General features: G+C 71.9%; 26 protein-coding genes. 21 read left to right on the top strand and 5 right to left on the bottom strand.

The window, feature by feature from the left end; genetic code table 11:
* Nucleotides 1–56: 56 nt before the first annotated feature.
* From CLV56_RS19595 to CLV56_RS19535, 13 genes are all read left to right on the top strand, one after another.
* Nucleotides 57–1,583 (top strand): ABC transporter substrate-binding protein, encoded by a 1,527-nt coding sequence (locus CLV56_RS19595; protein WP_039355842.1) that lies wholly within the window; start codon nucleotides 57–59, stop codon nucleotides 1,581–1,583.
* A gap of 40 nt (nucleotides 1,584–1,623) precedes the next feature.
* Entirely contained in the window at nucleotides 1,624–2,568 is a 945-nt protein-coding gene (locus tag CLV56_RS19590) for an ABC transporter permease (RefSeq protein ID WP_039355845.1), read from the top strand.
* Nucleotides 2,565–4,607, top strand: coding sequence for a dipeptide/oligopeptide/nickel ABC transporter permease/ATP-binding protein (locus CLV56_RS19585; RefSeq protein WP_100415555.1), 2,043 nt, complete (start codon nucleotides 2,565–2,567; stop codon nucleotides 4,605–4,607). The genes CLV56_RS19590 and CLV56_RS19585 overlap by 4 nt, the downstream gene beginning before the upstream one ends.
* Nucleotides 4,604–5,485, top strand: coding sequence for an ATP-binding cassette domain-containing protein (locus CLV56_RS19580; protein ID WP_100415554.1), 882 nt, complete (start codon nucleotides 4,604–4,606; stop codon nucleotides 5,483–5,485). Before CLV56_RS19585 ends, CLV56_RS19580 begins: the two co-directional genes overlap by 4 nt.
* A gap of 113 nt (nucleotides 5,486–5,598) precedes the next feature.
* Nucleotides 5,599–6,189, top strand: coding sequence for a carboxymuconolactone decarboxylase family protein (locus tag CLV56_RS19575; RefSeq protein WP_039355848.1), 591 nt, complete (start codon nucleotides 5,599–5,601; stop codon nucleotides 6,187–6,189).
* A gap of 113 nt (nucleotides 6,190–6,302) precedes the next feature.
* Complete coding sequence (locus tag CLV56_RS19570) at nucleotides 6,303–7,223, top strand: LysR family transcriptional regulator (protein WP_039355850.1); 921 nt, start codon at nucleotides 6,303–6,305, stop codon at nucleotides 7,221–7,223.
* A gap of 177 nt (nucleotides 7,224–7,400) precedes the next feature.
* The gene (locus tag CLV56_RS19565) at nucleotides 7,401–8,351 is read left to right on the top strand and encodes a VOC family protein (RefSeq protein WP_039355853.1); all 951 of its coding nucleotides are present in this window, start codon (nucleotides 7,401–7,403) and stop codon (nucleotides 8,349–8,351) included.
* Nucleotides 8,348–9,844, top strand: coding sequence for an NAD-dependent succinate-semialdehyde dehydrogenase (locus CLV56_RS19560; protein ID WP_211288238.1), 1,497 nt, complete (start codon nucleotides 8,348–8,350; stop codon nucleotides 9,842–9,844). The genes CLV56_RS19565 and CLV56_RS19560 overlap by 4 nt, the downstream gene beginning before the upstream one ends.
* Nucleotides 9,845–9,846: 2 nt before the next feature.
* A complete protein-coding gene (locus tag CLV56_RS19555; protein ID WP_039355856.1) occupies nucleotides 9,847–10,686 on the top strand; it encodes a fumarylacetoacetate hydrolase family protein in 840 nt (279 codons plus the stop codon).
* Nucleotides 10,683–11,138 (top strand): VOC family protein, encoded by a 456-nt coding sequence (locus tag CLV56_RS19550; RefSeq protein WP_100415553.1) that lies wholly within the window; start codon nucleotides 10,683–10,685, stop codon nucleotides 11,136–11,138. Before CLV56_RS19555 ends, CLV56_RS19550 begins: the two co-directional genes overlap by 4 nt.
* Nucleotides 11,135–12,013, top strand: coding sequence for an alpha/beta fold hydrolase (locus CLV56_RS19545; protein ID WP_211288237.1), 879 nt, complete (start codon nucleotides 11,135–11,137; stop codon nucleotides 12,011–12,013). Before CLV56_RS19550 ends, CLV56_RS19545 begins: the two co-directional genes overlap by 4 nt.
* Nucleotides 12,010–12,468, top strand: coding sequence for a GlcG/HbpS family heme-binding protein (locus CLV56_RS19540; RefSeq protein ID WP_039355859.1), 459 nt, complete (start codon nucleotides 12,010–12,012; stop codon nucleotides 12,466–12,468). The genes CLV56_RS19545 and CLV56_RS19540 overlap by 4 nt, the downstream gene beginning before the upstream one ends.
* A 6-nt stretch (nucleotides 12,469–12,474) precedes the next feature.
* Nucleotides 12,475–13,548: a uroporphyrinogen decarboxylase/cobalamine-independent methonine synthase family protein gene (locus tag CLV56_RS19535; RefSeq protein ID WP_039355862.1), complete on the top strand. Its 1,074-nt coding sequence runs from the start codon at nucleotides 12,475–12,477 to the stop codon at nucleotides 13,546–13,548.
* 26 nt (nucleotides 13,549–13,574) lie between these two features.
* Here the strand turns inward: CLV56_RS19535 and CLV56_RS19530 are convergent, their stop codons facing one another.
* Nucleotides 13,575–13,862, bottom strand: a complete 288-nt coding sequence (locus CLV56_RS19530; protein ID WP_039355865.1) for a putative quinol monooxygenase — start codon at nucleotides 13,860–13,862, stop codon at nucleotides 13,575–13,577.
* Nucleotides 13,863–14,057: 195 nt separating this feature from the next.
* On the opposite strand from CLV56_RS19530, the gene CLV56_RS19525 reads away from it, so the two are divergent.
* The 8 genes from CLV56_RS19525 to CLV56_RS21465 all read left to right on the top strand — a co-directional run bounded on the left by CLV56_RS19525 (nucleotide 14,058) and on the right by CLV56_RS21465 (nucleotide 22,560).
* Entirely contained in the window at nucleotides 14,058–15,509 is a 1,452-nt protein-coding gene (locus tag CLV56_RS19525) for an aldehyde dehydrogenase family protein (protein WP_039355868.1), read from the top strand.
* Nucleotides 15,510–15,554: 45 nt separating this feature from the next.
* Nucleotides 15,555–16,754, top strand: a complete 1,200-nt coding sequence (lhgO, locus tag CLV56_RS19520; RefSeq protein ID WP_039355871.1) for an L-2-hydroxyglutarate oxidase — start codon at nucleotides 15,555–15,557, stop codon at nucleotides 16,752–16,754.
* A gap of 132 nt (nucleotides 16,755–16,886) precedes the next feature.
* A complete protein-coding gene (locus CLV56_RS19515; RefSeq protein ID WP_039355874.1) occupies nucleotides 16,887–17,747 on the top strand; it encodes an amidohydrolase family protein in 861 nt (286 codons plus the stop codon).
* Between the two features lie 7 nt (nucleotides 17,748–17,754).
* Nucleotides 17,755–19,458 (top strand): thiamine pyrophosphate-dependent enzyme, encoded by a 1,704-nt coding sequence (locus tag CLV56_RS19510; protein ID WP_039355877.1) that lies wholly within the window; start codon nucleotides 17,755–17,757, stop codon nucleotides 19,456–19,458.
* A gap of 66 nt (nucleotides 19,459–19,524) precedes the next feature.
* A complete protein-coding gene (locus CLV56_RS19505; RefSeq protein WP_039355880.1) occupies nucleotides 19,525–20,583 on the top strand; it encodes an Ldh family oxidoreductase in 1,059 nt (352 codons plus the stop codon).
* Nucleotides 20,584–20,629: 46 nt separating this feature from the next.
* Nucleotides 20,630–21,424 carry a siderophore-interacting protein gene (locus CLV56_RS19500; RefSeq protein WP_039355882.1) on the top strand — a complete coding sequence of 265 codons (795 nt, stop codon included), beginning with the start codon at nucleotides 20,630–20,632 and terminating at the stop codon, nucleotides 21,422–21,424.
* A 135-nt stretch (nucleotides 21,425–21,559) separates the two neighbouring features.
* Nucleotides 21,560–22,231, top strand: a complete 672-nt coding sequence (locus CLV56_RS19495; RefSeq protein WP_100415551.1) for a GntR family transcriptional regulator — start codon at nucleotides 21,560–21,562, stop codon at nucleotides 22,229–22,231.
* Nucleotides 22,228–22,560, top strand: coding sequence for a DUF7710 domain-containing protein (locus CLV56_RS21465; protein WP_425437719.1), 333 nt, complete (start codon nucleotides 22,228–22,230; stop codon nucleotides 22,558–22,560). Before CLV56_RS19495 ends, CLV56_RS21465 begins: the two co-directional genes overlap by 4 nt.
* 79 nt (nucleotides 22,561–22,639) lie before the next feature.
* Here the strand turns inward: CLV56_RS21465 and CLV56_RS19485 are convergent, their stop codons facing one another.
* From CLV56_RS19485 to CLV56_RS19470, 4 genes are read right to left on the bottom strand one after another with little or no spacing between them, the layout of a single operon-like run.
* Nucleotides 22,640–23,593, bottom strand: coding sequence for a VOC family protein (locus CLV56_RS19485; protein ID WP_039355885.1), 954 nt, complete (start codon nucleotides 23,591–23,593; stop codon nucleotides 22,640–22,642).
* Between the two features lie 29 nt (nucleotides 23,594–23,622).
* Nucleotides 23,623–24,699: a 4-oxalomesaconate tautomerase gene (locus tag CLV56_RS19480; protein WP_211288236.1), complete on the bottom strand. Its 1,077-nt coding sequence runs from the start codon at nucleotides 24,697–24,699 to the stop codon at nucleotides 23,623–23,625.
* Nucleotides 24,696–25,421 carry a 4-carboxy-4-hydroxy-2-oxoadipate aldolase/oxaloacetate decarboxylase gene (locus CLV56_RS19475; RefSeq protein WP_039355890.1) on the bottom strand — a complete coding sequence of 242 codons (726 nt, stop codon included), beginning with the start codon at nucleotides 25,419–25,421 and terminating at the stop codon, nucleotides 24,696–24,698. Before CLV56_RS19475 ends, CLV56_RS19480 begins: the two co-directional genes overlap by 4 nt.
* Complete coding sequence (locus CLV56_RS19470) at nucleotides 25,418–26,125, bottom strand: PIG-L deacetylase family protein (RefSeq protein ID WP_245858009.1); 708 nt, start codon at nucleotides 26,123–26,125, stop codon at nucleotides 25,418–25,420. Before CLV56_RS19470 ends, CLV56_RS19475 begins: the two co-directional genes overlap by 4 nt.
* Nucleotides 26,126–26,228: the final 103 nt, after the last annotated feature.

Here is a 26,228-nt window from a genome sequence, read left to right as displayed (position 1 = left end):
GTGGTTATGTACAACCGCAACGAGGTTCCTGTGGCCCTGAGGAGGAGTCCACCATCATGAAGAAGGCACTGCTGAGATCGTCCGTCGTCCCGGCGATGGTCGCGGCGCTGGCGTTGGCCGGCTGCAGCGGCAGCTCGGACGGTTCGGACTCCGACGGGTCGGCCGCGTCGGGCACGCTGGCGGCCAACTGGGGTGGATTCCCCGAGAGCTGGGCGCCGGGCGCCGAGATGGAAGCCGGCTACATGCGCGTCCCGTACGAGACGCTGGTCGCGCTGGGCGAGGGCGGGGAGATCGAGCCGGTCCTGGCCACCGAGTGGGAGCAGACCGATGATGCTCTCACCCTGACGCTGCGCGAGGGGGTCACGTTCCACGACGGCACCCCGTTCGACGGCGAGGCGGTGAAGGCGAACATCGAGGCGATCCAGGGCAGCCAGGGTCCGTACTCCGCGCCGCTGCAGGTCGTGGAGTCGGTCGAGGTCGTGGACGACCAGACCGTCACGCTGAACCTCGCGAGCCCGACCCCGTCGCTCCTGACGTTCCTGTCGACCCGCGGCGCGCCCATGGCGAGCCCGGAGGCGATCGCGGACGGGTCGGTCGCGACGGACCCGGTCGGCACCGGCCCGTGGGCCTACGACGAGTCGGCGTCGAGCTCGGGCACGCAGATGAGCTTCACCGCGTACGACGACTACTGGGGCGAGGACGTCGGCTTCGACACGATCGAGCTCTACGCGATCGAGGACGACAACGCGGCAGCAGCCGCCCTCGCGAGCGGCGAGATCGACCTGGGCGACTCCGAGACGTACGTGCAGTCGCAGTTCGAGGGTCGCGACAACATCGAGACGCTGTCGTACCCGGCGATCCGCAACAACCTCCAGTTCTTCGACCGCGGCCCCGGCGGCGTCTTCGAGGACGTCGACGTGCGGCGGGCCGCGTGCTACGCGATCGACCAGCAGGTCGTCGCCGATCTCGCGGGCGACATGGTCTCGGCGACGCAGCACTTCGCCGAGGGTGAGCCCGGCTACAACGACCAGATCGACGGCTACCCGGTCGACACCGACGAGGCGAACAGCCTGATGCAGCAGGCCGGCAACCCGTCGGTCAGTGCCGAGATCCTGGCCACCGTGTTCAACGAGGACCAGATCCAGGTCTACGCGGATCAGATGGGCGAGGCCGGGATGGACGTCTCGGTCCAGTCCGCACCGCCGCCGCAGTACTTCTCGGAGTGGAACAGCGGCCGCTACCCGATGGGCCTGGGCAGCAACGACGAGCTCACGCCGTACGACTGGTACCGCGCCTGGTTCGCAGCGGACGCGCCGGGCAACCCGTCCGGTGTGGAGAGCGACGAGCTCAAGGCCGCCGCCGACGCCGCGATCGCGGCCGGCGCCTCCGAGGAGGCCGACGCGCTGTGGGCCGACGTCACGAAGGTCATCGCCGACGAGGCCCTGGCCTGCGGGCACATGGTCGGCGAGGAGCTGATCGCCTGGAACGCCGACGTCGTCACCGGTGTGGCCCCGTCGAGCCAACCCTGGGAGCCGAACCTGGTCGACTACCAGGCCCTCCAGCCTGCGGGTGGCGGCTCGTGACCTTCGCGTCGACCGCACGAGTGGCGGGGCAGGTGGCCTGATGGGCAAGCTCATCGGCTACCGCCTCGCCCTCGTGGCGCCCCAGCTGGTCCTCGTGTCGCTGCTGGTCTTCTCGATGACCTACATGGTCCCGGGGAGCCCGGCGGCGGCCATCCTCGGGGCGCAGGCCAACCCCGAGCGGATCGCCGAGCTGGAGAGCCAGCTCGGACTCGACGCGCCGCCGCTCCAACGGCTGGTCGAGTGGTACGGCGCAGCGTTCACCGGTGACTTCGGAACCTCCTACTCCTCCTCCCTCCCGGTCACCGACACGCTTCTCGAACGGTTCCCCGCGACGCTCTCCCTGGTGCTGGGCGGCCTGCTCGTCGCGGTCGTCCTCGGCATCGGCCTGGGCGTGCTCGCCGGCGTGCGCGCCGGCGGGCTCGCCGACCGTACGGTCGCCGCCGCGACGGCAGTGGGCCTGGCGATCCCGGAGTTCTGGCTCGGGCTCGTGCTGACGCTGGTCTTCGCCGTCCAGCTCGGATGGGTCCCCGTGATCTCCTGGACTCCCGTCACCGACGACCCCGTCGCCTGGGCCCGAGGACTGATCCTGCCGTCGCTCGCGCTCGGGATCGGCGCCGCCGCGCTGATCGCGCGCCAGACCCGCGGTGCGATGGTGCAGGCACTCTCGTCGCCGTTCGTCGACACCCTCACGGCCGCCGGCGTGTCCCGCCGGCGGATCGTGATGCGCTACGCGTTGAAGAACGCGATGGTCCCCGTGCTGGCGTCGACCGGCATCACCGTCACGATCATGATCGGAGCGAGCTTCGTCGTCGAGAAGGTCTTCGCCTTCCCCGGCGTCGGTGACCTCATGCTGCGCAGCGTGATCGGGAAGGACTTCCCGGTCGTGCAGGCGGGTGTGCTGATGATCGCCTGCCTCGTCATCGTCGTGAACCTGCTCATCGACCTGGGCTACGGCCTGCTCAACCCGAAGGCACGTCCGCAATGATCGAGACTCCCTCCACCCGTCCGTCCGCGCCGGTCGCAGCGCAGGGGCCCACCACCTCGCCCCTCGTCGGTGCCTCGTCGTCGCCCGAGCCCGAGCCGAGGCAGGCGTCCGGCACGATGCAGGTCCTGCGCCGGCTGCGGCACCACCCCGGCGCCCTGATCGCGCTCGGCCTGCTCGCCCTCGTCGTGGTCGTCGCGCTGCTCGCCCCGTGGCTCGCGCCCTACGACCCGGCGGAGAAGGACTTCGCCGCCGCGCTGCAGGGGCCGACCGCCGAGCACTGGCTCGGCACCGACGCGTACGGGCGTGACGTGCTCAGCCGGCTGATCTACGGCGCCCGGATCGCGCTCGTGATCGCACTCGGATCCGTCGTCGTCGCGATGGCGATCGGCGTGCCGATCGGCTTGCTGCTCGGCTTCCGCGGCGGCTGGTGGGACCGGATCGGATCGCGCGGCATGGACGTCGCGCAGGCGCTCCCCGGCATGCTCGTCGGCTTCGCCGTGATCGCGATCCTCGGACGCGGTCTGACGAACCTGATGATCGCCATCGGGTTGATCTTCTGCATGAACTTCGCGCGCATGACCCGGGCGGTGACCCTCGTCGAGCGGGAGAAGCTCTACGTCGACGCGGCGCGCGTGTCGGGGCTGCGCTCGTCGGACATCGTCTTCCGACAGGTGCTCCCCAACCTCGCCGGGCCGCTGGTCGTGCAGGCCGCGGTGTTCATGGGCGCGGCGATCATGGTCGAGTCGGCCCTGAGCTTCCTCGGTCTCGGGCTCGAGTCCGACGTGGCGACGTGGGGCGCCATGCTCTCCGACGCGGCCCAGGACCAGGGCGTCCAGCCGTTCGTCCCCTTCCCGCCGGGTATCGCCATCGTGCTGACGGTGCTCGCGTTCAACCTCGTCGGGGACGGTCTCAACGACGCCCTCGCCGGCGAGCGGGCGACCTCGCCGAGCCGGCGCGAACGGGCGCGGGCCGCGCGGGCGGCTGCTGCGGCGATCGCCGCAGCCGATGCCGAGGCCGCCGCGCGTGCGGCGAAGGCCGGGGGAGCACCCGTGGTCACCGATCCCGACACGCTGCTCGACGTCCGTCAGGTCTCGGTCGGGCTGGGCCGGCCGAACGGCACCGTGGTGCCGCTCGTCCGCGACGTCGACCTGACGGTCCGGAAGGGTGAGATCCTCGGTCTGCTCGGCGAGTCGGGCTCCGGCAAGTCGATGCTGGCGCGCTCCGTGCTCGGGCTGCTCCCGCCGGGCATCCGGCTGACGCAGGGCCAGGTCGTCCTCGAGGGTCGCGACATCGCTCACAGCACCGAGCGTGAGCTGCGCGATGTGCGCGGGCCGCAGCTCGGTGCCGTCTTCCAGAACCCAGGCGCGGCTCTCTCACCGGTGCACACGATCGGCCGGCAGCTTGCCGAGCCGCTCCGGGCCCACCAGCGGATGAGCCGCAAGCAGGCGCGAGCACGCTCGGCCGAGCTGCTCGAGCGGGTGGGCGTCGACGAGCCGCACCGCCGGCTCGACCAGTACCCGCACGAGTTCTCCGGCGGCATGGCCCAGCGCGTGGCGATCGCGATGGCCCTGGCCTCGGAGCCCGAGCTCCTGATCGCCGACGAGGCGACGTCGGCCCTCGACGTCACCACCCAGGCCCAGGTGCTCGACCTGCTCCTCGACCTGCGTGAGGAGACCGGCATGGCGATCGTGATGATCACCCATGACCTCGGCGTGGTCGCCGAGTCCTGCGACCGGGTCGCCGTGATGTACGCCGGGGAGATCGTCGAGGTCGCCGAGGTGGGCGAGCTGTTCGCCCGACCGAAGCACCCGTACACCGCCGCCCTGCTCGCGTCGAACCCGAGCGGGGACGCCGACGTCGAGCGGCTCCCCACCATCCCCGGCACCGTCCCGATGGCCGGGAGCTGGCCGGCCGGCTGCCACTTCGCGAGCCGGTGCGCGTTCGCCACCGAGAAGTGCACGGACCGCCCGATCCCGTTCGTCGACGGGGCCCGCTGCATCCGGACGGACGAGCTGACCCTGACGGGAGCCCCACGATGAGCGCCACGTCGCACGAGACCGACCGGCCCCTGCTCGACGTGCGCGACCTCGCGGTCTCGTACGACGTGGGCGGGGCGCTGCGCAAGCGTCCGCTCGCCGTCGTCCAGGACGTGTCCTTCGAGATCCGGCCGGGCGAGACCCTCGGCCTCGTCGGTGGTTCCGGATCGGGCAAGTCGACGACGGGGCGAGCGATCCTGCGCCTGGTCGAGGCGTCCGGTGGCTCGATCGACTTCGACGGCGTCGACGTCACCGCGATGGGGCGGACCACCCCCCTGTCGTACCGCCGCGACGTCCAGGCCGTCTTCCAGGACCCGGCGGCGTCCCTGAATCCCCGGCACACCGTCGGGTCGGCTGTCACGACCGCGCTGCGGCGGCACGGGATCGGGTCGAAGGCCGAGCGGCTCGATGCCGCGGCGAGCGCGTTCGAACGGGTCGGGCTCGCGCGCAGCCACCTGTCGCGGTTCCCGAACCAGATGTCCGGTGGCCAGCTCCAACGGGTCGCGATCGCGCGGGCGCTTGCCCTGAAGCCGCGGCTCGTGGTCTGCGACGAGGCGGTGAGCGCGCTCGACCTGTCGACCCAGGGCCAGATCATCAACCTGCTCGCCGACCTCCAGGCCGACACCGGGGTCAGCTACCTGTTCATCGCCCACGACCTGGGGATCGTCCGGCACATCTCCGACCGGATCGCCGTGATGCACCAGGGCCGGATCGTCGAGCAGGGTCGCGCGGAGCGGATCTTCGACCACCCGCAGCACGCGTACACCCGCAAGCTGCTGGCGGCAACGCCCGCCTCGACCCCGCACGGCCGTGAGCGCCGTCGTGCCCGCAGGCTCGCGCATCGCGGCCAGCAGGTCGACACGGCTCCCTCGGGCGTGTGATGTGCACGGTTACGTTGCGCTCCAGGCGGTGGGAGCGGGCGCTGGCCGTGAGTACGTTCGGACCGAATCGACCGTCCCTGACGGGACCTGACCACCACGAGGTGCGACACCCCATGCGACTCCCTCAGCTCGAGATCGACCAGCTCGAAGGCCGCGGCCGTGAGATCGCCGACCGGATCGCCGGCCGGCGCGGCGCCGTACGCGGACCCTTCCAGGTCTGGCTGAACAGCCCCGAGCTCTGCGACCGGGTCGAGGCGCTCGGCGCATTCACGCGCTTCGACTCCAGCCTGCCGACCCACCTGCGCGAGCTCACCCTGCTGATGGCGGCGCGCAACTGGGACGCGCAGTACTCCTGGAACGCCCACGTCGACAAGGCCGTCGAGGCCGGCGTGCCGCGCGAGGCGGTCGAGGCGATCGCGCGCCGCGAGCCCGCCACCTTCGCAGACGAGGCCGACCAGGCGTTCCACGACTTCTGCCACGAGGTGCTGACCGAGCACTTCGTCTCCGATGCGACCTTCGCCCGCGCGCTCGAGCACTTCGGGCCGCAGGGCCTGGTCGACGCGATCGGGTCGCTCGGCAACTTCACGATGCTCGGGATGTGCCTGAACACCTTCCAGGTCGACCTCCAGGCCGACCGGGTGCCCCCGTTCCCCGACGTGCGCGGGTACGCGAAGGTCGACGCCGGCGACAGCGCGAACGCGTAGCGGCGGCCTGCACTCGACCGAGGAGGTTGGGACGTGGGTCACACTGTGAGGTGGGCCGACAGGCTGCCGACCCGGCTGCCAGCGCCCGGACCGTGGGGGAGAAGAGAGGGACCATGGACCGTCTGCTCGTGATGCGCAGCTTCGTCACGGTGGCCGACGTCGGCAGCTTCAGCGGCGCCGCGAAGGCACTCGGGACCTCGGGGTCGCTGATCTCTCGCCACGTTGCCGACCTCGAGAAGCAGATCGGGGTCCGGCTGGTCAACCGCACGGCCCGCTCGGTCAGCCTGACCGAGCACGGGGTTCGCTACAGCGACTTCGCGCGGCGGATCCTGAGCGAGATCGACACCGAGGACGAGACGATCGCGCAGATGCGCGACAAGCCGGAGGGGCACCTGTCGATCATCTGCCCGAAGTGGATCGGCACGCTCGACCTCGGGGACGCCATCGCCGCCTTCGCGGTCGCGCACCCGAAGATCCACGTGCGGTTCGAGCTCGGCGGGATGTCCGACCGGACCTACGACTTCCTCGACAGCGGGTTCGACGTCGCGTTCCACACGCGTGACCTCCGGGACTCGCGGGTGCGGCTCCAGAAGGTGGCGAGCCTGCCGTTCGTGATGGTGGCGTCGGCGCGCTACCTCAAGCGGTACGGGCGGCTGTCGCACCCGAACGAGCTCGCGGACCACGACTGTCTGGTGCACTCGAACGACCCGGTGTGGCGGATCGGGCACGGGCACGAGAGCACGCTGCACAAGATCCGCAACGTCGCGTACCAGTCGAACTCCTACATCGCCCTCCAGAAGGCCGCCGTGCACGGGCGCGGGATCGCGCTGCTCCCGCAGCGGTCGGTCTACGACGAGCTGCGTGCCGGCACCCTCGAGGTCCTGCTCCCGGAGCTGGCCGTCCCGGACCGCAGCCTGTACGCGATCTACAGCCCGGAGCAGCAGACGCCGCGCAAGGTGAAGGTGTTCCTCGACTTCCTCAGCACGTGGTTCGCGAAGAACCCGATGCCGAAGCTGGAGACGGTCACCGCCTGATGGGTCGAGTCGCCGACCGGCTCCTGCGCGGCGTGCAAGCAAGGGATGAGGCACCGGTCCGCTCCAGCCGTTGAGGAGATCAGGACGCCGTTCCTACGATCGAGGCACGGCGGTGACGTGGGTCACCGCGGCGCCATCACCCGAGGCTGCGGCCTCATCCGAAGCAGAGGACGAACGTTGGGAATCGACCGGATCGAGTCCGTCACGTACGAGGTGGACGACCTCGAGGAGTGCGTGCGGTTCTTCGTCGACTTCGGCCTGGCGCTGCGGCACCGCGACGACGAGCGCGCCGAGCTGAGCACGCTGGTCGGGCAGACGTTCCACCTCATGACCGCGGCCGAGCCCGAGCTGCCGGCACCGCTCGAGGCCGGTCCGACGATCCGCGAGGTGGTCTGGGGCGTGGACAGCCCCGAGTCGCTCGAACGGCTGGTGGCCGCGGTCGGAACGGACCGTACGGTCCGGTGGACCGACGACGGCGTGGCCCACTTCGCGGACGAGTCCGGGTTCGGGGTCGGCCTCACCGTCGCCCGGCCGGTCGAGCCCCAGGCCCGCGACGTCGCCGCCGACAACCGGTGGGGCGCGGTCGGGCGCTGGAACGACTCGGTCGTGTCGACCGGGCAGGTCCGCCCGATCCGGATGTGCCACGTCGCCCTCAACATCGAGAAGGCGGGCGCGCAGGAGGCGACCGACTTCTACCTCGACCGGCTCGGGTTCCGGGCCACCGACATCGTCAAGCCGATGGGCACGTTCATGCAGGCGGAGGGCGACGACGACCAGCACAACCTGCTGCTGTGCCACCGCCCCGACCGCGCGGGCGCGAACCACGTGTCGTTCGAGGTGCCGAGCTTCGACGACGTGATCGAGGGCGGCAACCACATGATCGAGCGGGGCTGGCGCGAGGCCCGGCGGCTCGGCCGGCACACCGTGGGCTCCAACGTCTTCCGGTTCCTGCACGCGCCGTGCGGCGGGCGGGTCGAGTACGCCGCCGACATGGACCGCGTCGACGACAGCTACGAGACCCGGGTGCACGAGGAGACGCCCCCGCACCACGTCTGGACGCTGCGCACGAACCGCGACGCGGAGCAGCCCGCCGAGATCACGACCCCGAGGAACGAGGGCACACGATGACCAGCGCCGAGGCCGCCCGGACCGACGACCGGGTCGACGCAGCGACCGACGCGGACCGCAGCTACCCGCGGATCCAGATGTACGTCGCGGGGGAGTGGACCGACGGGAGCCGCGGCAAGACCGTCCCGGTCGTGAACCCGGCGACGGGCGAGACGCTCGGCGACGTCCCGCTCGCGACCACCGACGACCTCGACGTCGCGCTCGCGGCCGCCGACGAGGGCTTCCGGGTGTGGCGCGACACCCCGATCGCACAGCGCACGGCGATCCTGCACCGCGCCGCCGACCTCCTGGTCGAGCGCAGCGCCGAGGTCGGCCGGATCATGACGCTCGAGCAGGGCAAGCCGCTGCCCGAGGCGCGCGGCGAGGCATCCCGGGTCGCGGGCGGCCTGCGCTGGCACGCCGACGACGCGCGGCGGGCGTACGGCCGGATCATCCCGAGCGCCGACGACACCGTGCTGTCGGTCCGGACGGTCCCGGTCGGCCCGGTCGCGGCGTTCACGCCCTGGAACTTCCCGGCGGGCTCGCCGATGCGCAAGATCGCCGCGGCCCTGTCGGCCGGCTGCTCGATCGTGATCAAGGCGTCGGAGGAGACGCCCGGTACGGCGTGCGCGCTCGTGCAGTGCTTCGTCGACGCGGGCGTGCCGGCGGGCGTGCTCAACCTCGTGTTCGGGGAGCCGGCCGAGGTCTCCGCTCACCTGATCGACTCGCCGGTCACCCGGCTGGTCGCGTTCACCGGGTCCGTGCCGGTCGGCAAGCTGCTGGCCGCGGCCGCCGGCGCGCAGATGAAGCCGTGCCTGATGGAGCTCGGCGGCCACGCTCCGGTGATCGTCGCGCCCGACGCCGATCCCGTCTACGCAGCCCGGAAGGCGGCCGCGGCGAAGTTCGTCAACGCCGGCCAGGTCTGCACGTCGCCGAGCCGGTTCCTCGTCCACGCGAGTCTGCACGACGCGTTCGTCGACGAGCTCGTCACGGCCGCCGAGCAGGTCGTCGTCGGCGACGGCCTCGAGGATGGCGTAGGGATGGGTCCGCTCGCCAACGGCCGCCGGCTCAGCGCGATGGAGCGGCTGGTCGGCGACGCGGTCGACGCGGGCGCGACCCTCCGTACCGGCGGCCACCGGATCGACCGGCCCGGCTACTTCTTCGAGCCGACCGTGCTCACCGACGTCCCGGCGTCCGCGGCGGTGATGACGGAGGAGCCGTTCGGGCCGATCGCTCCCGTGGTCTCCTACACCGACCTGGACGAGGCGCTCGCGATCGCGAACGCGCTGCCGTACGGGCTCGCCGCGTACGGCTTCACCCGGTCGTCGGCGACGGCCGAGCGGATGGTGCGTGGGTTCGAGGCGGGCATCCTGTCGATCAACCATTGCGGTGGGTCCGTGCACGAGGCGCCGTCGGGCGGGTTCAAGGACTCCGGCTTCGGCCGCGAGGGCGGTCCGGAGGGCCTCGACGGCTACCTCGTCACCAAGCGCGTCTCGCACCTGCTGGTGGACTGACCGTGCGCTTCACCCGGATCCTGCACGAGCAGCGCCCCCGCTGGGCGCGGATCGACGACGAGGTCGCGCACGTCCTCGACGCGTCGCCGATCGACGCGTTCGCCGAGGGCGGCGACAGCGGCGGCGCGCGTACGCCGCGGGTCGAGACCACGGTCCCGCTCGCGTCCGTGCACCACCTGCCCCCGGTCGTACCGCCGGTGTTCTACGCGGTCGGCTGGAACTACCGCAGCCACGTCGCCCACGGCGCCGCCCTCGGCGACGCGAAGGGTGTCGTCCCGACCCGGCCCGAGGTCGGCTACCGCGCCAACAACGCGCTCACCGGGCACCGCTCGCCGATCGTCGTGCCGGACGGCGTGACCGGCCGGTTCGAGGCCGAGGGCGAGGTGGTCGCGGTGATCGGACGCCGGCTGCGGCGCGCGACTCGCGAGGAGGTCGTCGACGCGATCGTCGGCTGGACGATCGGCAACGACGTCAGCGCGCGGGAGTGGCAGCACGCCGACCGTACGTTCTGGCGCAGCAAGAACAGCGACACCTTCAAACCGATGGGTCCGTGGATCGAGACGGACGTGGACCCGATGACGCAGAAGACGACCGTGCGGGTCGATGGCGAGGAGCGCGCAAGCTTCGCGACCGGCGACATGATCTTCGACGCCGCGGACTACCTGGTCGAGGCGAGCAGGTACATCACCGTCAACCCCGGCGACGTGCTCTGGATGGGCGCCGACACCACCTGCCCGATCGCGGTCGGCCAGACCGTCGAGATCGAGATCAGCGGGATCGGCACGCTCACCAACCCCGTCGTCGCCGAGACCACCCCATCACCGGAAGGGAGCCCGGCGTGAGCAACGCACCGGCCTACATCCACCACGTCAACTTCCCGACGACCGATCCCGAGCGCACCAAGGAGTGGTACGGGAAGGTCTTCGGGCTGAAGGCGATCACCCCGAAGAGCAACACGAAGGTCGTGCTGATGACGCGCGGCAACTTCGACCTGCACTTCACCCCGGTCGAGACGATGGACCGGATGGCGCCGTACCACTTCGCGGTCGAGATCGAGAACTGGGACGAGTTCATGGACCACCTCGAGGAGGTCGGGGTCCGGCACACCCGGATCACGTCGCGCCCCGAGAACCGCTCGCTGTTCTGCTACATCCACGACCCCGACCACACGATGATCGAGCTGGTCTACCACGAGAAGCGGCCCGGTGGTGCGCCTCCGGTGGAGCGCCACGCGGAGAAGGCCAAGGTCCGGCGCGGCGCCAACAGCGCCGACGAGGCGAGGGCCCAGCTGTGACCGAGCGCGTGAAGCACCTGGCCCGGTACGCCACGGCTGCCGACGGCACGCAGATCTACTACGAGGCCCACGGGCTGGCCGCCGGCGCCGGCGACACCCCGCCGCCGGCCGTGCTGTTCGTGCACGGGTCCGGCGGTCACCATGCCGCGTGGTGGCAGCAGGTGCCGGCACTGCGCGGGCGCTACTCGCTGATCACCCTCGACCTGCGGGGCTTCGGCCGCTCGGACACGGTGACCGCGCCGGACGGCACGGTCGACTCCGAGGGCACGGCGCAGGACATCGTCGCCGTGCTGCGCGACCCGGCGCTGCGCGCGACCGGGATCGGCCCGGCGGTGCTCGTCGGCCAGTCGGTCGGTGCGGCCGCTGCGCTGCGGGCCGCGATGATGCTCGACGAGACCGAGCGGTCCGAGCTGGTTGCCGGCGTCGTGCTGGCCGCGTCGCTGGGCGGGATCGACCACCCGGACCTCGCCGAGCGCGTGCGCATCGACCGCGCCGCCGCCGACGCGATCCCGGTGCTCGACCGGCTGCTGACCCCGGCGTTCCGCGAGGCCGATCCGGCGAAGACGTTCCTCTTCCGCCAGCTCGGCACGTTCAACGACGCGGGGATGGCCGACCTGCGCCACCTCAACACCGACGGGCCGACGGTCGACGCGCTCCGCGCCGTACGGCTCCCGCTGTGCCTGCTGTCCGGGGAGCTCGACGCGGTCCTGTCGACCGAGACGATCCGTACGGCCGCGTCCCTGCTGCCCGACGCGCACGTCGAGCTCGTGCCCGGTGCTCCGCACTCCCTGTACTGGGAGGCGCCGGAGCTGTTCAACGCCGCCCTCGAGCGGTTCCTCGAGAACGTCTTCACCACCACGGAGGTCGTCGCATGACTGCACTGGGTCTGGGTCTCACCGAGGCCGAGCAGATCGTCACCGCTGCGTTGGAGCGCGGCGCGAAGCTCGGGAAGGCGCTGTCGGTCGCCGTCGTCGACGCGGGCGGGTTCGTGCTCGTCGTCAAGCGCTCCGAGGGGGCGCGGCCGCTGACGCCGAGCATCGCGCACTCGAAGGCGTACTCGGCCGCGATCATGCAGCGGCCGACGAAGATGTTGAAGAAGTGGCAGGAGTCCAACCCGGTCTTCTTCGCCTCGCTCACCGAGCACGCCACGCAGCCGATCGTCGCCACCGACGGCGGGATGACCGTCAAGCGCGACGGCGCGATCCTCGGCGGTCTCGGCGTCTCCGGCGGGACCGCGGCGGAGGACCAGGAGATCTGCGACGAGGTGCTCGCCGAGCTCGGCTACGAGCTGGAGTTCCCCGCCTGGGGCACGCCGGCGGCGAAGGGCTGAGCCGCGATGGCTGACGACTTCAAGTACCACATCGACCACCACGCCAGCCTCGTCCCGCCTCCGGCGCTCGTCGACGCGCTCCGCCGGCACGCGGCCGGCGAGCTCGACGACGCCGACCTCGCAGCAGCGGTCGACGAGGCGGTCGCGGACTCCTTCGTACGGCAGCGGCGCCTCGGCCTGCTGGCGCTCAGCGACGGCGAGCACGGCAGGGGGCACGACCTGGCGGTGGTCTACGACGGCGTCGACGGGTTCGGCGAGCCGTCCGACCCGTCGCCCCTCGCGCAGCTCGTCGGGCCCGCGCACGCGCCGGAGGTACGCCCGCTGACCGCGGTGCCGACGGCGTCCGGTCGGATCGCGGCGGCCGAGGGCGCGCGGCTCGGCGCGCTGACGGAGCGCTCGACGATGATCGCGCTGCCGTCGCCGGGGTACGTCGCGGCGTTGTGCGCCTCCGAAGACCTCCAGACCGACGCCGGGGCATCGCTCGCGGCGATCATCGGGGGAGAGGTGCGTGCGCTCGCCGCCGACGGCGTCACGCTCGTGCTGCTGCGCAACCCCGCGCTGGCGTTCCTGCTCACCGTCGGGGGCCGCGAGCGTGCTGCCGCACTCGGGATCGATCTCGACAAGGCGGTCGCCGCGATGGTCGAGGCGGACGCCGCCGCGATCGCGGACCTGGGGGCGGTGCCGGAGGAGTTCCGAGTCGGGCTCGACCTGACCAGCGCCGGTGCGGCCACGGGCCCGTGGGACGTGGCGGCGGTCGAGGCGTTCCTCGGCGCCCAGCCGTACGACCGGATCTGCGTCGACTACCCGGCGGCGGCCGAGCAGCGGTTCCCGCTCGAGGTCGTGCCCGACGGGCTCGTCGTCTCGCTCGGTGTCGTCGACGTGTCCGATCCCGCGCTCGAGGACGTCGACGACCTGGTCGCCCGGATCGACGAGGCCGCCGAGCTCCTCGACATCGACGACATCGCGGTCGCCACGAACGGCGGCTTCCACGCAGTCCCCGGGACCCCCCGCGAGACCGAGCACGACAAGCTCGAGCTCGTGGAGATGACGGCCCGCTACTTCTGGGGCAACGAGCTGTAGACGCCGACGACCGGACGGTCGACCCGTCAGAGCACGTGGGCGAAGTCGACCCTCCGGTCGAGCAGCTTGGGCCGGACCCGGCCCGCGATCAGGCGCTCGAAGTGCGGACTGGCCGCGTGCGCCTGGAACCCGGCTTCGTCGTCGTACACCTCGTACAGCAGGAACGCCGCGTCGGCGTCGGCCACCTCGTGCACGACGTACGCGCGGTTCGCCGGCTCGGCGAGGGTGTGCTTGCGCATCTCGAGCAGCGCGGCACGGATGTCGTCCGCGTCCTCGGGCCTGCACACGTAGCGGGCAACGACGGCGTAGCTCACGGGGTCTCCTCCGGTTCGATCGGTCCTGCCCATCCCACCAGGGCACGACGGCGGACGGGAGGGCCCGAGGGCCACGGACCGTGCAAGCAATGGATGCCTCCGTACGGCTGGTCGCGGCCCCCGGATGGCGCCTACGTTCGCAGCGGCACGGTGGAGCGCCGTGCCGTCAGAGCGCCGAGCCGAGGAGGAGACGACGTGGTCGTGGAGCAGGTCGAGACGCTGTCGGGAGGCCGGTGGATCGGGGCCGGGTCGTGGCTCGACGTCCTCAGCCCGGCCGACGTGCGGGTGACGGTCGCGCAGGTCCCGGCGCTGACGCCCGCCGACGTGACCGCGACGTACGACGCGGCCGCGGAGGCGTTCGCCGGCTGGCGGCGGACCTCGCCGTTCCGCCGGGCCGAGATCTTCCGGGCGGCGGCCGCGCTGCTGCGCGAGCGGGCGGACGCGATCGCCGCCGACATCGTCGCCGAGAACGGCAAGACGACCGCCGAGGCGACCGGTGAGGCGCTCAAGGCCGCGGACTTCCTCGAGTACTACGCGGGGCAGGCGCGCGAGGCGTACGGCGCGCTGCTGAACGACGTGCGCCCCGGCACCCGCGCGAGCTACCAGCGCGAGCCGATCGGCGTCGTGCTGGCGATCACGCCGTGGAACGACCCGCTGCTCACCCCGGCCCGCAAGCTCGCCCCCGCCCTGATCGTCGGCAACACCGCCGTGCTCAAGCCGGCCACCGAGACCCCGCTGTCCGGGATGCACCTGGCGCGTGCGCTGCACGACGCGGGCCTCCCCGCCGGCGTGCTGAACGTCGTGACGGGCCGGACGTCTCAGATCTCCGACGCGCTGCTCGACGATGCGCGGGTCGCGGCGGTCACCTTCACCGGCGGCAACGCGGTCGGCGAGGAGCTCCGCGTACGCGCGGCGCGGCGCAACGTGCGCTTCCAGGGTGAGCTCGGCGGCAAGAACGCGTCCGTGGTGCTCGCGGACGCCGACCTCGATCACGCCGTCGCCGGGCTCGTCGCCGCGTCGTTCGGGCAGGCGGGCCAGCGCTGCACGGCCACGAGCCGGGTGATCGTCGACCGTCAGGTCCACGACGACGTCGTGAAGCGGCTGGCCGCGCGCCTCGAGTCGCTCCAGGTCGGCGCTCCCGACGCCGACGGGACCGCGATGGGACCGCTCGTCAGCACCAGCCATCGCGACTCCGTGCTCGGCTACGTCCGCCAGGCCGCCGACGAGGGCGCGACGGTCGTCACCGGCGGCACCGTCCCGACCGGCGATCTCGCCCACGGCTGCTACGTCGCGCCGACGCTGGTCGCCGACGTCACGCCGGCGATGACGATCTGGCGCGAGGAGGTGTTCGGTCCGGTCGTCGCCGTGATGGCCGTCGACGGGCTGGAGGAGGCGATCGCCTCCGTGAACGACTCCGACTTCGGCCTCGCCGCCGCGATCTACACCCAGAGCCTGACCTCGGCGTACCGCTTCGTGGACGAGGCCGAGTGCGGCCAGGTCGCCGTCAACACGGCCACGTCCGGCTGGGACGTGCACCACCCGTTCGGCGGGTTCCGGCAGTCCGGGTCACCCTTCAAGGAGCAGGGTGAGGAAGCACTGCGCTTCTACACCCGGGTCAAGGCCGTCGCGATCCACCTCGTGGACTGAGCCGGTCGGCCCACACGAACGCGGCACGACGAAGGAGGACGTACGTTGACCGACCGCACGATCGGCATCGTCGGGGGAGGGATCGTCGGGCTGGCGATCGGACGCGAGATCGCGCACCGGCGGCCGGGGGACCGGATCGTCGTCTTCGAGCGGGAGGACCGCCTCGCCGCTCACCAGACAGGCCACAACTCCGGTGTCGTCCACGCCGGCCTGTACTACAAGCCGGGCAGCCTCAAGGCGCGGCTGTGCACCCGCGGGCGCGGCCTGCTGCAGGACTTCTGCGCGGAGCACGCGGTCGCGTACGACGAGTGCGGCAAGCTGGTGGTCGCGGTCGACCCCTCCGAGATGGGGCGGTTCGAGGCGCTGGAGAAGACCGCGCACGAGAACGGGGTCCCCGGGCTGCGGCGCGTCGACGGTCGCGAGATCACCGAGATCGAGCCGTACGCCGCCGGGGTCGCCGCCCTGCACTCGCCGAAGACCGCGATCACGGACTACGTGGGCGTCGCGCAGGCGCTCGGCCGTCGGATCGAGGAGTCCGGCGGGACGATCCTGGTCTCCACGGAGGTCACCGCCGTCGAGCGCACGGTCGGCGGGATCGACGTCACTGCGGCCGGGCAGCACCACCGCGTCGACCACCTGGTCGTGTGCGGCGGGCTGGAGTCCGACCGGCTGGGACGGCTCGTCGGTGGACCGCCGTCGCCGCGGATCGTGCCGTTCCGCGGCGAGTACATGACGGTCGCGCCGGCGAAGCAGGAGCTGGTCCGCGGGATGATCTACCCGGTGCCGGACCCGCGCTACCCCTTCCTCGGCGTGCACTTCACCCGCCGGGTCACGGGCGAGCTCGAGGTCGGCCCGAATGCCTTCCTCGCGGGCAGCCGCCGGGCGTACGGCCGGGCGTCGCTGCGTCCCCGCGACCTGGGCAACACCCTGGCGTGGCCCGGCTTCTGGCGGTTCGCCGGGCAGCACTGGCGGACCGGGTTCACCGAGATCCGCGGCGTGCTGTCGAAGCGCGCCTACATGAGCTCCGCTCAGCGCTACGTCCCGTCCATCGGAGCCGCCGACGTCCGGCGGACGGGCCTGGGCCTGCGGGCCCAGGCGCTGGAGCGCGACGGGTCGCTCGTCGACGACTTCGTGATCCACCGGTCCGACGGCGTCACGAGTGTGAGAAACGCCCCCTCACCTGCGGCGACGTCCAGCCTGGCGATCGCCGAGCACGTGGTCGACCGGCTCGACCTGGGCGCCTGAGGAGACGCGCCGGGCCGTGCGCTGCGCGCAACTAGTGCTTGCACTGCAGGGCCTCCGCAAGCGGCCCGAACCCACCTAGCGTGTGAGTCACCACACCCGATCCGTACGTCATCGAACCGAGAAGGACACAGCATGTTCGTCGTCGACAGCCAGATCCACCTCTGGAAGGAAGAGACGCCCGACCGCCCGTGGGTGCCCGGCGCCCGTGAGCGGATCCGGTTGAACGGCCACCGTGAGGAGGCGTTCCTCGCGGAGGAGGCCGTCTCGCTGATGGACGAGGCCGGCGTCAACCGTGCGCTGATCCTGCCGCCGTCGTGGGAGGGCAACCGGATCGACTACTCGCTCGAGGCCGCCGAGAGGTACGACGGCCGTTTCGGGATCATGGCGCGGGTGCCGCAGGACGACCCCGAGGAGGGGGAGCGGCTGCTGCACGAGTTCAAGGACAACCCGTACATCAAGGGCACGCGGCTGACGTTCCACCGGCCGCAGGACCGCAACTGGATGATCGACGGGACCAACGACTGGTACTGGCCGATCGCGGAGAAGCTCGGCATCCCGACGATGGTGCACGCGCCGATCTGGAAGGCCGAGCTGGGTCAGATCGCGGAGAAGCACCCGAATCTGAAGATCATCATCGACCACATGGGCATCATGGCCAGGTGCGTGGACGATGCGATCGGCTACTGGGTCCAGGAGACCGCGGACCTGCACGTGCACCCGAACATCTACGTGAAGGTGTCGGCGATCCCGGGCTACTCGACCCAGGAGTTCCCCAACAAGAACATCGAGAAGTACGTCCGCCAGATGGTCGACGCGATGGGGCCGGAGCGCTGCTTCTGGGGCACCGACATCACCCGCCTGATGGGCCACGGCCTGACGTGGACCGACACGATCGAGCAGTTCACGAAGTACTACGACTTCAGCGCGGACGAGCTCGACTGGATCATGGGTCGGGGCATCTGCGAGGCCCTCGACTGGCCGATGGAGGGCTGATCGTTCGATGAGCGGCACGCGTGACGGCGGCGAGGCGATCGTCTCGGCCTTCGACGCCGTCGGATCGGACTACATCTTCTCGTCGCCGGGGTCGGAGTGGGCCCCGGTGTGGGAGGCCCTCGCCCGCCGTCACGCCGACGGCGTGCCCGCCCCGGCGTACCTGGACCTGACGCACGAGACCGTCGCGGTGGCGATGGCCACGGGGTACGGCCTGGTGAAGCGACGTGCCCAGGGCGTGCTGCTGCACGCCGGGCCGGGGCTGCTCCAGGGGTCGTGCGCGATCCACGGGGCGCTGCTGGCCGGCGTGCCGATGGTGGTCGCGTCGTCGGAGTCCACGACGTACGGTGACGGGCCCGGGCCTGATCCGGGCGGCCAGTGGTACCGCAACCTCTCCGTCGTCGGTGGCCCGCACATGATGGCGGCGCCGTTCACGAAGTGGTCGAACCAGGCCGCCAGCGTGCACACCCTGTACGGGATGGTGACCCGGACCGCGGAGCTCGCCGAGCGGGCCCCGGCCGGGCCGACGTACCTGAACGTGCCGCTCGAGGTCCTGCTCGAGGCGTGGGAGGGGCCGGACGAGATCACCCCGACCGCTCCGCGCGGCGGGACGGTCAGTGCGCCCGAGGACGTCGAGCGCGTGCTGGCGCTGCTGCTGTCGGCGGAGCGTCCCGTGATCGTGACCGAGACGGCGGGACGCGAGTCGGACGGGATGGAGGCGCTGGTCGAGCTCGCCGAGACCTTCGGGATCCCGGTCGTCGAGCCCGGGTCGGCGGTCTGCGCGAACTTCCCGCGGACCCACCCCCTGCACGTGGGCGGCGACCTCGAGCCGTACATGGCCGAGGCCGACCTGATGCTGCTCGTGAACTGCCGGGCGCCGTTCTACCCGCCGAGCCGGCGACCGGACAAGGCGACGGTCGTGGTGATCGACGAGGTGCCGCAGCGGCCGCACGTCGTCTACCAGGTGCTGCACGCGTCGCACTACCTCGAGGGCGGGGTCGCGGCGACGCTGCGGACGCTGTCCGCTGGCGGCCGTGACCGGATCGCGGCGGACCTGCTCGACGCGCGACGCGAGGCGGCCGCGACCCGCCGTACGGCCGAGGTCGCGTCGGTGACCGCTGCGGAGGAGAAGGCACGCGACGGTGCGTCCGGGATCGACCCGGTCGCAGTCGCCGTCGCGCTGCGCGAGCTCACCGCGGACGAGGACCCGGCGTTCGTCGACGAGACGATCACGCACAGCCGGGTCGTCCAGCGCCACCTCGCCCGGGAGACTCCGGACTCCTACTTCTACGTCCAGGGCGGGCTCGGGCAGGGCCTCGCGGTCGCGCTCGGCGTCAAGCTCGCCGTACGGGAGCGTCCGGTCGTCCTGACGATCGGCGACGGGGCGTTCCTCTACAACCCGATCGTGCAGTCGCTCCAGGCGTCCGCGGACGTCGGTCTGCCGCTGCTGATCGTGGTGCTCAACAACCGCGAGTACCGCTCGATGAAGATGAACCACCTGCGGTTCTACCCCGACGGTGCGGCCGTCGGGAGCGGAGAGTTCCTCGGTGTCGACCTCAGCACGCAGCCCGAGCTGTCCGCCTTCACCGCGCCCTTCGGGATGCACGGGGAGGCCGTCGAGACCCTCGAGGACCTCGGCCCGGCCCTCGAGCGCGCCTGGAAGTCGGTGCGCGAGGGCGTGACCGCGATCGTCAACGTCTCGGTCTCCCGCTGACCGTGTCCCGCTGAGCCCGCCCCGCTGACGGGCACCCATCCGTACTCCACCCTGAGGAGGAGAACCATGCCGGCACCTGCCGCCGTGATCCCGACCGACGAGCTGCGTGCGTTCATCGCCGCGATCTTCGAGAAGTCCGGCGTCGCGCCCGACCAGGCCGCGACGATGGCCGAGGTGATGACCTGGGCCAGCGTCCGCGGCGTCGACACCCACGGCACCGGCCTGGTGCCGACCTACCTGCGTTTCCTGGACCGCGGGGTCGTCAACACCGCGGCGGACGTCCAGGTCGTCAGCACCACGCCGGCGGCCGCGGTCGTCCAGGCGGACCGCGCGCCGGGCCCGGTGGCGCTCACCCGCGCCGCGGATCTCGCGGTCGAGACCGCCCGTACGACGGGGATCGCGTCGGTCGGCGTGCAGCGCACCATCCACACCGGCGCGATCGGCTACTACACGCACCGGATCGCCGAGGCCGGGATGATCGGGATCGGCTTCGTCGCCGGGATGCCGAACATGGGCTACACCGGTGTCAAGGGCGCCGCGGTCGCGACCAGCCCGCTGTCGGTGGCCGTGCCGAGCGCGAAGCACGGGATCGTGCTGCTCGACATGGCGACCGCGACGATCGCGATGGGCAGGATCAAGCAGCACAAGGCCAGCGGGACCCCGCTGCCCGAGGGCGCGGCCAGCACCGCCGACGGCACCCCGACCACCGACCCGGAGCTCGCCGAGATGCCGCTGCCGCTCGGCGGCGCGAAGGGTTCCGGCATGTCGCTCGTCTTCGAGCTGCTCACCAGCGTCCTGGTCGGCGCCCCGGTGCTCGCCCAGGTCCACACCGGCACGGGCGAGGGCAAGAAGCACCGTCAGAACGCGCTGCTGATCGCGATCGACCCCGCGGCGTACGGGGATGCTGCCGAGTTCGGCGAGCAGGTCGACGCGACGCTGGATGCGCTGAAGTCGCTGCCGACGGCGGACGGCGTCGACGGGATCTACTTCCCGGGTGAGCGCAGTGCGGGCGTGGCGGCGGAGCGCGCCGCGGGCGTGCCGGTGATGCCGAAGGTCTGGGCGCAGCTGGTCGAGGCGGCCGAGACGCTCGACGTCGCGCTACCGTCGACCGCGGACGGCGCGTGACGGGCGCGTCGTCGGTTCCGACGTCGTCGGCCGCGGAGGAGGCGGAGTGAGCACCGAGCTGACCGTGACGAGCACCGAGGACGTGACGCCGGCGATCCGGCGGGTGTGGTTCCGCAGCGACGACCTGTCCGCGTTCGCCGACAGCACCGACACCGACCGCTACGTGAAGCTGGTGTTCCCGAAGCCCGGCGTGGACTACCCGGACGGGCTCGACATGCGCGCGCTGCGTCGGACGATGGCGCCCGAGGACCTGCCGACCGTCCGCACGTACACCGCGCTGTTCCCGGACGTCGAGGCGGGCACGGTCGCGATCGACTTCGTGGTGCACGGGGACGAGGGCGTCGCCGGACCGTGGGCGGCGGCTGCGAATCCCGGCGACCGGCTGCTGGTCAACGGGCCGGGCGGCGGGTACGCGCCGGACCCGAGCGCGGACTGGCACCTGCTGGTCGGCGACGACTCCGTCGTCCCTGCGATCACCGCGGCGCTCGCGGCGCTGCCCGCCGACGCCCGGGTCCAGGTGGTGATCGAGGTCGAGTCGGAGGCGTACGAGCCGGTGCTGCCGGTGCCGGACGGCGCGGTGGTGCGGTTCGTGCACCGGGCCGGGTCCGCCCCGGGCGCGCTCGTCGACGCCGTCCGCGATCTCGCGTGGTGGCCGGGGCGCGTCCAGGCGTTCGTGCACGGCGAGGCCGAGACGACGATGCACGGACTGCGCCCGTACCTCCTGAAGGAGCGCGGTCTGGATCGCGGCCAGGTCTCGATCTCGGGCTACTGGCGCCGCGGCCGTTCGGAGGAGGGCTTCCGGACCTGGAAGTCGGAGCTCGCGTCCGCCGAGGGGAGCTGACCCCGACGTCGTCGCGCGACCGTCCTGCGCGGTCTCCCGAGCGAGACGATCGCGGCGGGTAGTATCGGTGCCAATATTGTTGGCGATCACCGTGGGGCGTTCGCGCACCGCGCCGGTGACGATCCAGGGGGCGTGATGACGGCGCAGGACGTACGACCGACCAGCGACCCTGCCGTCGTGGCGCGCGCGATCCGGGAGGCCATCCTCGACGCGGGCTTCGCCCCGGGCCAGCGGCTCGTCGAGGCGGACCTGTCCGAGCAGTTCGATGCGAGTCGCGGTGCCGTTCGCACGGCCCTGCTGAGCCTCGCGGGCGAGGGTCTCGTCGAGCGTGTCGCCAACCGCGGGGCGCGCGTGCGGGTGGTGCCGCTGTCCGAGGCGATCGAGATCTACGAGGTCCGCGCGGTCGTCGAGTCGCTCTGCGCCGAGAAGGCCGCACGCAACGTCGACGACTCCGCGATCGCCGAGCTGCGCGAGATCGGCGATCGGATGCGGAGCGCGGTGTCGTCCGGCGACGTCTTCGGCTACTCCGCCCTCAACCAGCGACTCCATCAGATGCTCCGCGAGCTCGGGCACCAGCAGACCGCTGCCGACGTGCTGGATCGGCTGCACGGACAGCTCGTGCGGCACCAGTTTCGGCTCGCGACGCAGCCCGGCCGGCCGCAGGTCTCGCTGCCCGAGCACCTCGCGATCATCGAGGCGGTGTGCAGCCGCGACCCCGAGGCATCTGCCGCCGCCGTACGGGCCCATCTCGACAGCGTGATCTCGGCGATGCGCGAGGTCGGGGAGCGGTCCGACGTCCGGCGATGAGTCGGAGGTCGAGCGATGACGGCTGCGTACCCGGCCGGGGTGATCGGATCATGAACGAGCCTCCAACGGTGTGGGTGTTCCACGGTGAGGGAGCCCGATTCGCCAGTGGCGTGTTCCGATCTCGTGAGGAAGGCATGAACTGGATCGCCGAGCACCGGTTGTCCGGTCTGCTGACCGCGTACCCGCTGGGCGTCGGTTCTTACGACGACGCGGTCGCTCGCGGGCTGTTCCGGCCGAGCCGGGATCATCACGGGACGCCGGCGCACATCGGACAGTTCTCACCTGGGCGAACCGAGCACGTTCACGTCGTCGACGGAGAGATCGCGTGAGTCACCGTCCGCGATTCGGGCGATCCGGGGAAGAACCACAGCTCTGATTCCTGCCCAGACCGCCCGAATCGCGGTCGGGTCAGGAGTCCAGGGGCGGGGTGCCGTGGGTGTGGAACGACTCGATCGTCTGCAGCCCCCACGCCTGGCCCTTGGCGCGCTCCGCCTGGGTCCACGTGATCAGCGGCCAGTCCGGGGCCAGCACGAGCCGGGTGAGCGGGTTGCACAGCTCGATCCGGTTGCCGCCGGGCTCGTAGACGTAGAGGAAGAACGTCTGCTGGATCGCGTGCTTGTGCGGCCCGGTCTCGATGTGGACGCCGTTGTCGAGGCACAGGTCCGCGGCGCGGAGGATGTCCTCGCGGGTGTCGGTCGCGAATGCGATGTGGTGCAGCCGCCCGCTCGAGCCCGACCAGTCCTCGGTGTAGACGAGGTCGTACGACTTGTTGTTGAAGGTCAGCCACCGCGCCGCGATCCGGCCCGTGTCGAGCCGGATCTGCTCGGTCGGACGCGCACCCAGCGTGTGCTCGACCCAGTCGGCGTTCGGCTCGACGTCGGCGGCGAGGAAGTTCACGTGGTCGAGCCGACGGACGCCGACGCCCTGACGCGGCTTGGCCTGCGGCTGGTTCTTCAGGCCGGGCGCGAGGTGCTCCGGCGCCTCGTACCACTCCGACTCGTAGTACAGCCCGATCTCGTGCCCGTCCGGGTCGGTCGTCAGGTACATCGGGCCGGTCCCCGCGCTCCCCTCGGTCCATCGGCCGGTGCCCCCGGCGGCCTCGATTGCGTCGACCCGCCGCTGCAGCGCCTCGGGGCTCGACGCGCGAAGCGCCGTGCGGCGGAGTCCGGAGGTGGTGTGGCCGGTCACGACGATGCTCGTCAGCTCGTAGTCGTCGAACGTCCGCAGGTGCACCGAGTCGCCCTCGCGCCGGGTCTCGGTCAGGCCCAGGATCTCGGTGAAGAACCAGACCGACCCCTCCAGGTCGGGGGTCAGCAGCTCGACGTGGCCGAGGTGCGCGATGTCTCCGAGCGGTGCGGGCATGGTGGGTCTCCTTCGGTCGTACAGGGAGGTCAGACGGGACGGGTGGTCCGGGCGGGGCCGGGGTAGACGACGCCGTCGAGCAGCATCCGGGCCGTGCGCACGAGGGTCGTGCGGGTGACCGCGGGCGCGGGGTCGTCGGTGGTGGCGATGCCGACGTCGAGGTAGCCGGTCGGGTGCTCGATCCGCAGCGCGCCGCCGTCGTCGCCGAGCCGCGCCACCCCGTACGCCGTGGTGCCCGGCAGTGCAGCGGCGGCCGCCACCGTGGCGGCGCCGAGCACACCGATCGCGCGGTGCACGTGGACCGGGATGAAGCTGCGGGTGAGGATCGTGCCGCCGGCAGCCGGGGGAGCGACGAACACGATCTTCGGGGTCGTGGTGCGTTCCAGGTCGGTCTCGAGGCCCATCGCGTCGGCGGCCGCGGTGCGGATCGCGCGGACCTTCTCGGCGAGCGCCGGGTCCGCCTCGAGCGCGTCGGGATCCTCAGCGCCGCTCAGGCCGACGTCGGCGGCGCGCACGATCACCGACGGCATGCCGTTGTCGATGCAGGTCACGTCGACGCCGGCGAGCCGGTCGGTGGTCCGGCCGGTCGGCAGAAGCGGGGCGCCGGACGGCTCCACGTCGACCTCGACCGGCGCCGCGGTGCCGGGGACACCGGTGATCGCGACGTCACCGTCGTACGTCACGACGCCGCCGGGCGTGCGGACGTGCAGCGTGGCGAGGGCGCCGGTGTTGACCATCCGGACCCGTACGTCGGTGACGCCGTCGGTCGTCGGCAGCAGACCGCGTTCGAGGGCGAACGGCGCGACCGCCGCGAGGATGTTGCCGCAGGTCTGCGACGTCGACACCACCGGCCGGTCCACGACGACCTGGAGGAACAGGTAGTCGACGTCGGCATCGGGGTCGTCGGAGACCGAGACCACGCCGACCTTGCTCGTCAGCGGGTGGGCACCGCCGAGCCCGTCGATCTGGCGCGGGTCCGGGCTGCCCATCACGCGCAGCAGCAGGTCGTCGCGCGCCGCGTCGTCGGACGGCAGGTCCTCGGCGAGGAACAGCGCGCCCTTCGACGTGCCGCCGCGCATCCACGCACAGCGAATCCCGCGGGTCACGGCCGGCCGTCCGTGTCCTGCAGCTCGGCGTGCGTGCGGTACTCGACCCCGAGGCTCTCCAGCAGCGGCCGCAGCCCGTACCGGTCGAGGCCGAGCTCGCCGCGCTGGAACGCCTCGCGGGTCGCGGCCTCCTTCTCCAACCGCGCCTGCGACGCGGTGACCGTCTGCTCGACGCGGTCCAGCGGCACGACCGCGACGCCGTCGTCGTCGGCGACCACGACATCACCGGGTTCGATCACCTGGCCGGCGATCACGACCGGGAGGTTCACGTGGCCGGCGGTCGCCTTCACGGTGCCCTGCGCGGAGACGTATCGCGACCAGGCCGGGAACCCCATCGCGCGCAGGTCGGCGGTGTCGCGCACCCCGGTGTCGCTGACCACCCCGACCACCCCGCGGTGCGCCAGCGCGGTCGCGAACAGCTCCCCGAACATCCCGTGCGTCGACGGCGCCGCAGCGGCGACCACGAGCACGTCCCCGGGACCGCACTGCTCGACCGCGGCGTGGATCATCAGGTTGTCGCCGGGCCAGCACAGCGCGGTGACCGCGGCGCCCGCGATCGTGGTGCCCTGCTGGATCGGCCGCAGGTCCGGACCGAGACTGCCGGTGCGTCCCATCGCCTCGTGCACGGTCGCCACCCCGTACGCCCGGAGCCGCTCGACCGCGGCCGGGTCGGGTCGCCGGGTGTCGGTGACGATCAACCGACGCAGATCCGCGGCGCTCATGCGAGGCGCTCCGTGACCTGCGGGTACGGGCGCATGTACGCCTCGCCGTAGGTGGTGGTGGGGAAGCCGAGGTTCGGTCCCGCGTTGCGCTTGAGCTGGACGCCGCGGCGCTTGCCGAGGTCGGTGTAGTACTCCCACAGGTGCTGCTGCGCCGACAGGCACTCCATCGCCGCCCGCTTCGTCGCGAACACGTCGGTGATGTCGAGGAGCACCTCGGGCGTGAAGTCGCAGACCTCGGGCTGGTGCGGCTCGAAGTAGAACACCGGGGGAGCGCCGAGCGGGTCGCCCTCGGCGGGGTACCCGATCGCCTGAGCGAGGATCCGTGCCTCGAGCGCCATCCGGCAGGCGGCCGGGTGGTCGGCGTTGTACGGGTCGTGCGGCGGGTGCGTGAGGACCACGTCCGGCTGCGTCTCGCGGTAGACACCGACGAGCTGGTCGACGAGCTCGGGCGTCTCGCGCAGCGGGTAGTCGCCGGCGTCGAAGAAGCGCACCTCGGCGCCGAGCGTGGCGGCGGCGCGCTCGGCCTCGTCGCGACGGATCGCCTTGATCTCGTCGAGGCTCTTTCCCTCGCGCCAGGCGCGAGCGGACTCGCCGCGCTCGCCGTAGGTGAGGCAGGCGATGGTCACCTGCTCGCCGCGGGAGGCAGCGAGTGCGATCGCGCCCCCGGCGCGCCAGACGAAGTCGCCGGCGTGCGCGGTGATCACGAGGGTCGAGGGTGCCGAAGGAGAAGCGGTGTCGGCCACGGCGGTCCTTTCGTGAGGTTCCCGGCCGTCGGTCGAGGCGGTGGCGGGAACGAGGGTTTCAACA

The sequence above is a fragment of the Mumia flava genome (assembly GCF_002797495.1).
GTDB classification, from domain to species: domain Bacteria; phylum Actinomycetota; class Actinomycetes; order Propionibacteriales; family Nocardioidaceae; genus Mumia; species Mumia flava.
Note: the sequence above shows the minus strand (reverse complement) of the source record. Positions and strands in the feature narration are given on the sequence as shown.

Excerpts from the sequence above, each read along its gene's own strand:
- CLV56_RS19585 (WP_100415555.1), top strand. The coding sequence starts at position 2,565 with ATGATCGAGACTCCCTCCACCCGTCCGTCCGCGCCGGTCGCAGCGCAG.
- CLV56_RS19575 (WP_039355848.1), top strand. The coding sequence starts at position 5,599 with ATGCGACTCCCTCAGCTCGAGATCGACCAGCTCGAAGGCCGCGGCCGT.
- CLV56_RS19595 (WP_039355842.1), top strand. The coding sequence starts at position 57 with ATGAAGAAGGCACTGCTGAGATCGTCCGTCGTCCCGGCGATGGTCGCG.
- CLV56_RS19495 (WP_100415551.1), top strand. The coding sequence starts at position 21,560 with ATGACGGCGCAGGACGTACGACCGACCAGCGACCCTGCCGTCGTGGCG.
- CLV56_RS19590 (WP_039355845.1), top strand. The coding sequence starts at position 1,624 with ATGGGCAAGCTCATCGGCTACCGCCTCGCCCTCGTGGCGCCCCAGCTG.
- CLV56_RS19485 (WP_039355885.1), bottom strand. The coding sequence starts at position 23,593 with ATGCCCGCACCGCTCGGAGACATCGCGCACCTCGGCCACGTCGAGCTG.
- CLV56_RS19560 (WP_211288238.1), top strand. The coding sequence starts at position 8,348 with ATGACCAGCGCCGAGGCCGCCCGGACCGACGACCGGGTCGACGCAGCG.
- CLV56_RS19515 (WP_039355874.1), top strand. The coding sequence starts at position 16,887 with ATGTTCGTCGTCGACAGCCAGATCCACCTCTGGAAGGAAGAGACGCCC.
- CLV56_RS19475 (WP_039355890.1), bottom strand. The coding sequence starts at position 25,421 with ATGAGCGCCGCGGATCTGCGTCGGTTGATCGTCACCGACACCCGGCGA.
- CLV56_RS19505 (WP_039355880.1), top strand. The coding sequence starts at position 19,525 with ATGCCGGCACCTGCCGCCGTGATCCCGACCGACGAGCTGCGTGCGTTC.
- CLV56_RS19580 (WP_100415554.1), top strand. The coding sequence starts at position 4,604 with ATGAGCGCCACGTCGCACGAGACCGACCGGCCCCTGCTCGACGTGCGC.
- CLV56_RS19570 (WP_039355850.1), top strand. The coding sequence starts at position 6,303 with ATGGACCGTCTGCTCGTGATGCGCAGCTTCGTCACGGTGGCCGACGTC.
- CLV56_RS19540 (WP_039355859.1), top strand. The coding sequence starts at position 12,010 with ATGACTGCACTGGGTCTGGGTCTCACCGAGGCCGAGCAGATCGTCACC.
- CLV56_RS19510 (WP_039355877.1), top strand. The coding sequence starts at position 17,755 with ATGAGCGGCACGCGTGACGGCGGCGAGGCGATCGTCTCGGCCTTCGAC.
- CLV56_RS21465 (WP_425437719.1), top strand. The coding sequence starts at position 22,228 with ATGAGTCGGAGGTCGAGCGATGACGGCTGCGTACCCGGCCGGGGTGAT.
- CLV56_RS19535 (WP_039355862.1), top strand. The coding sequence starts at position 12,475 with ATGGCTGACGACTTCAAGTACCACATCGACCACCACGCCAGCCTCGTC.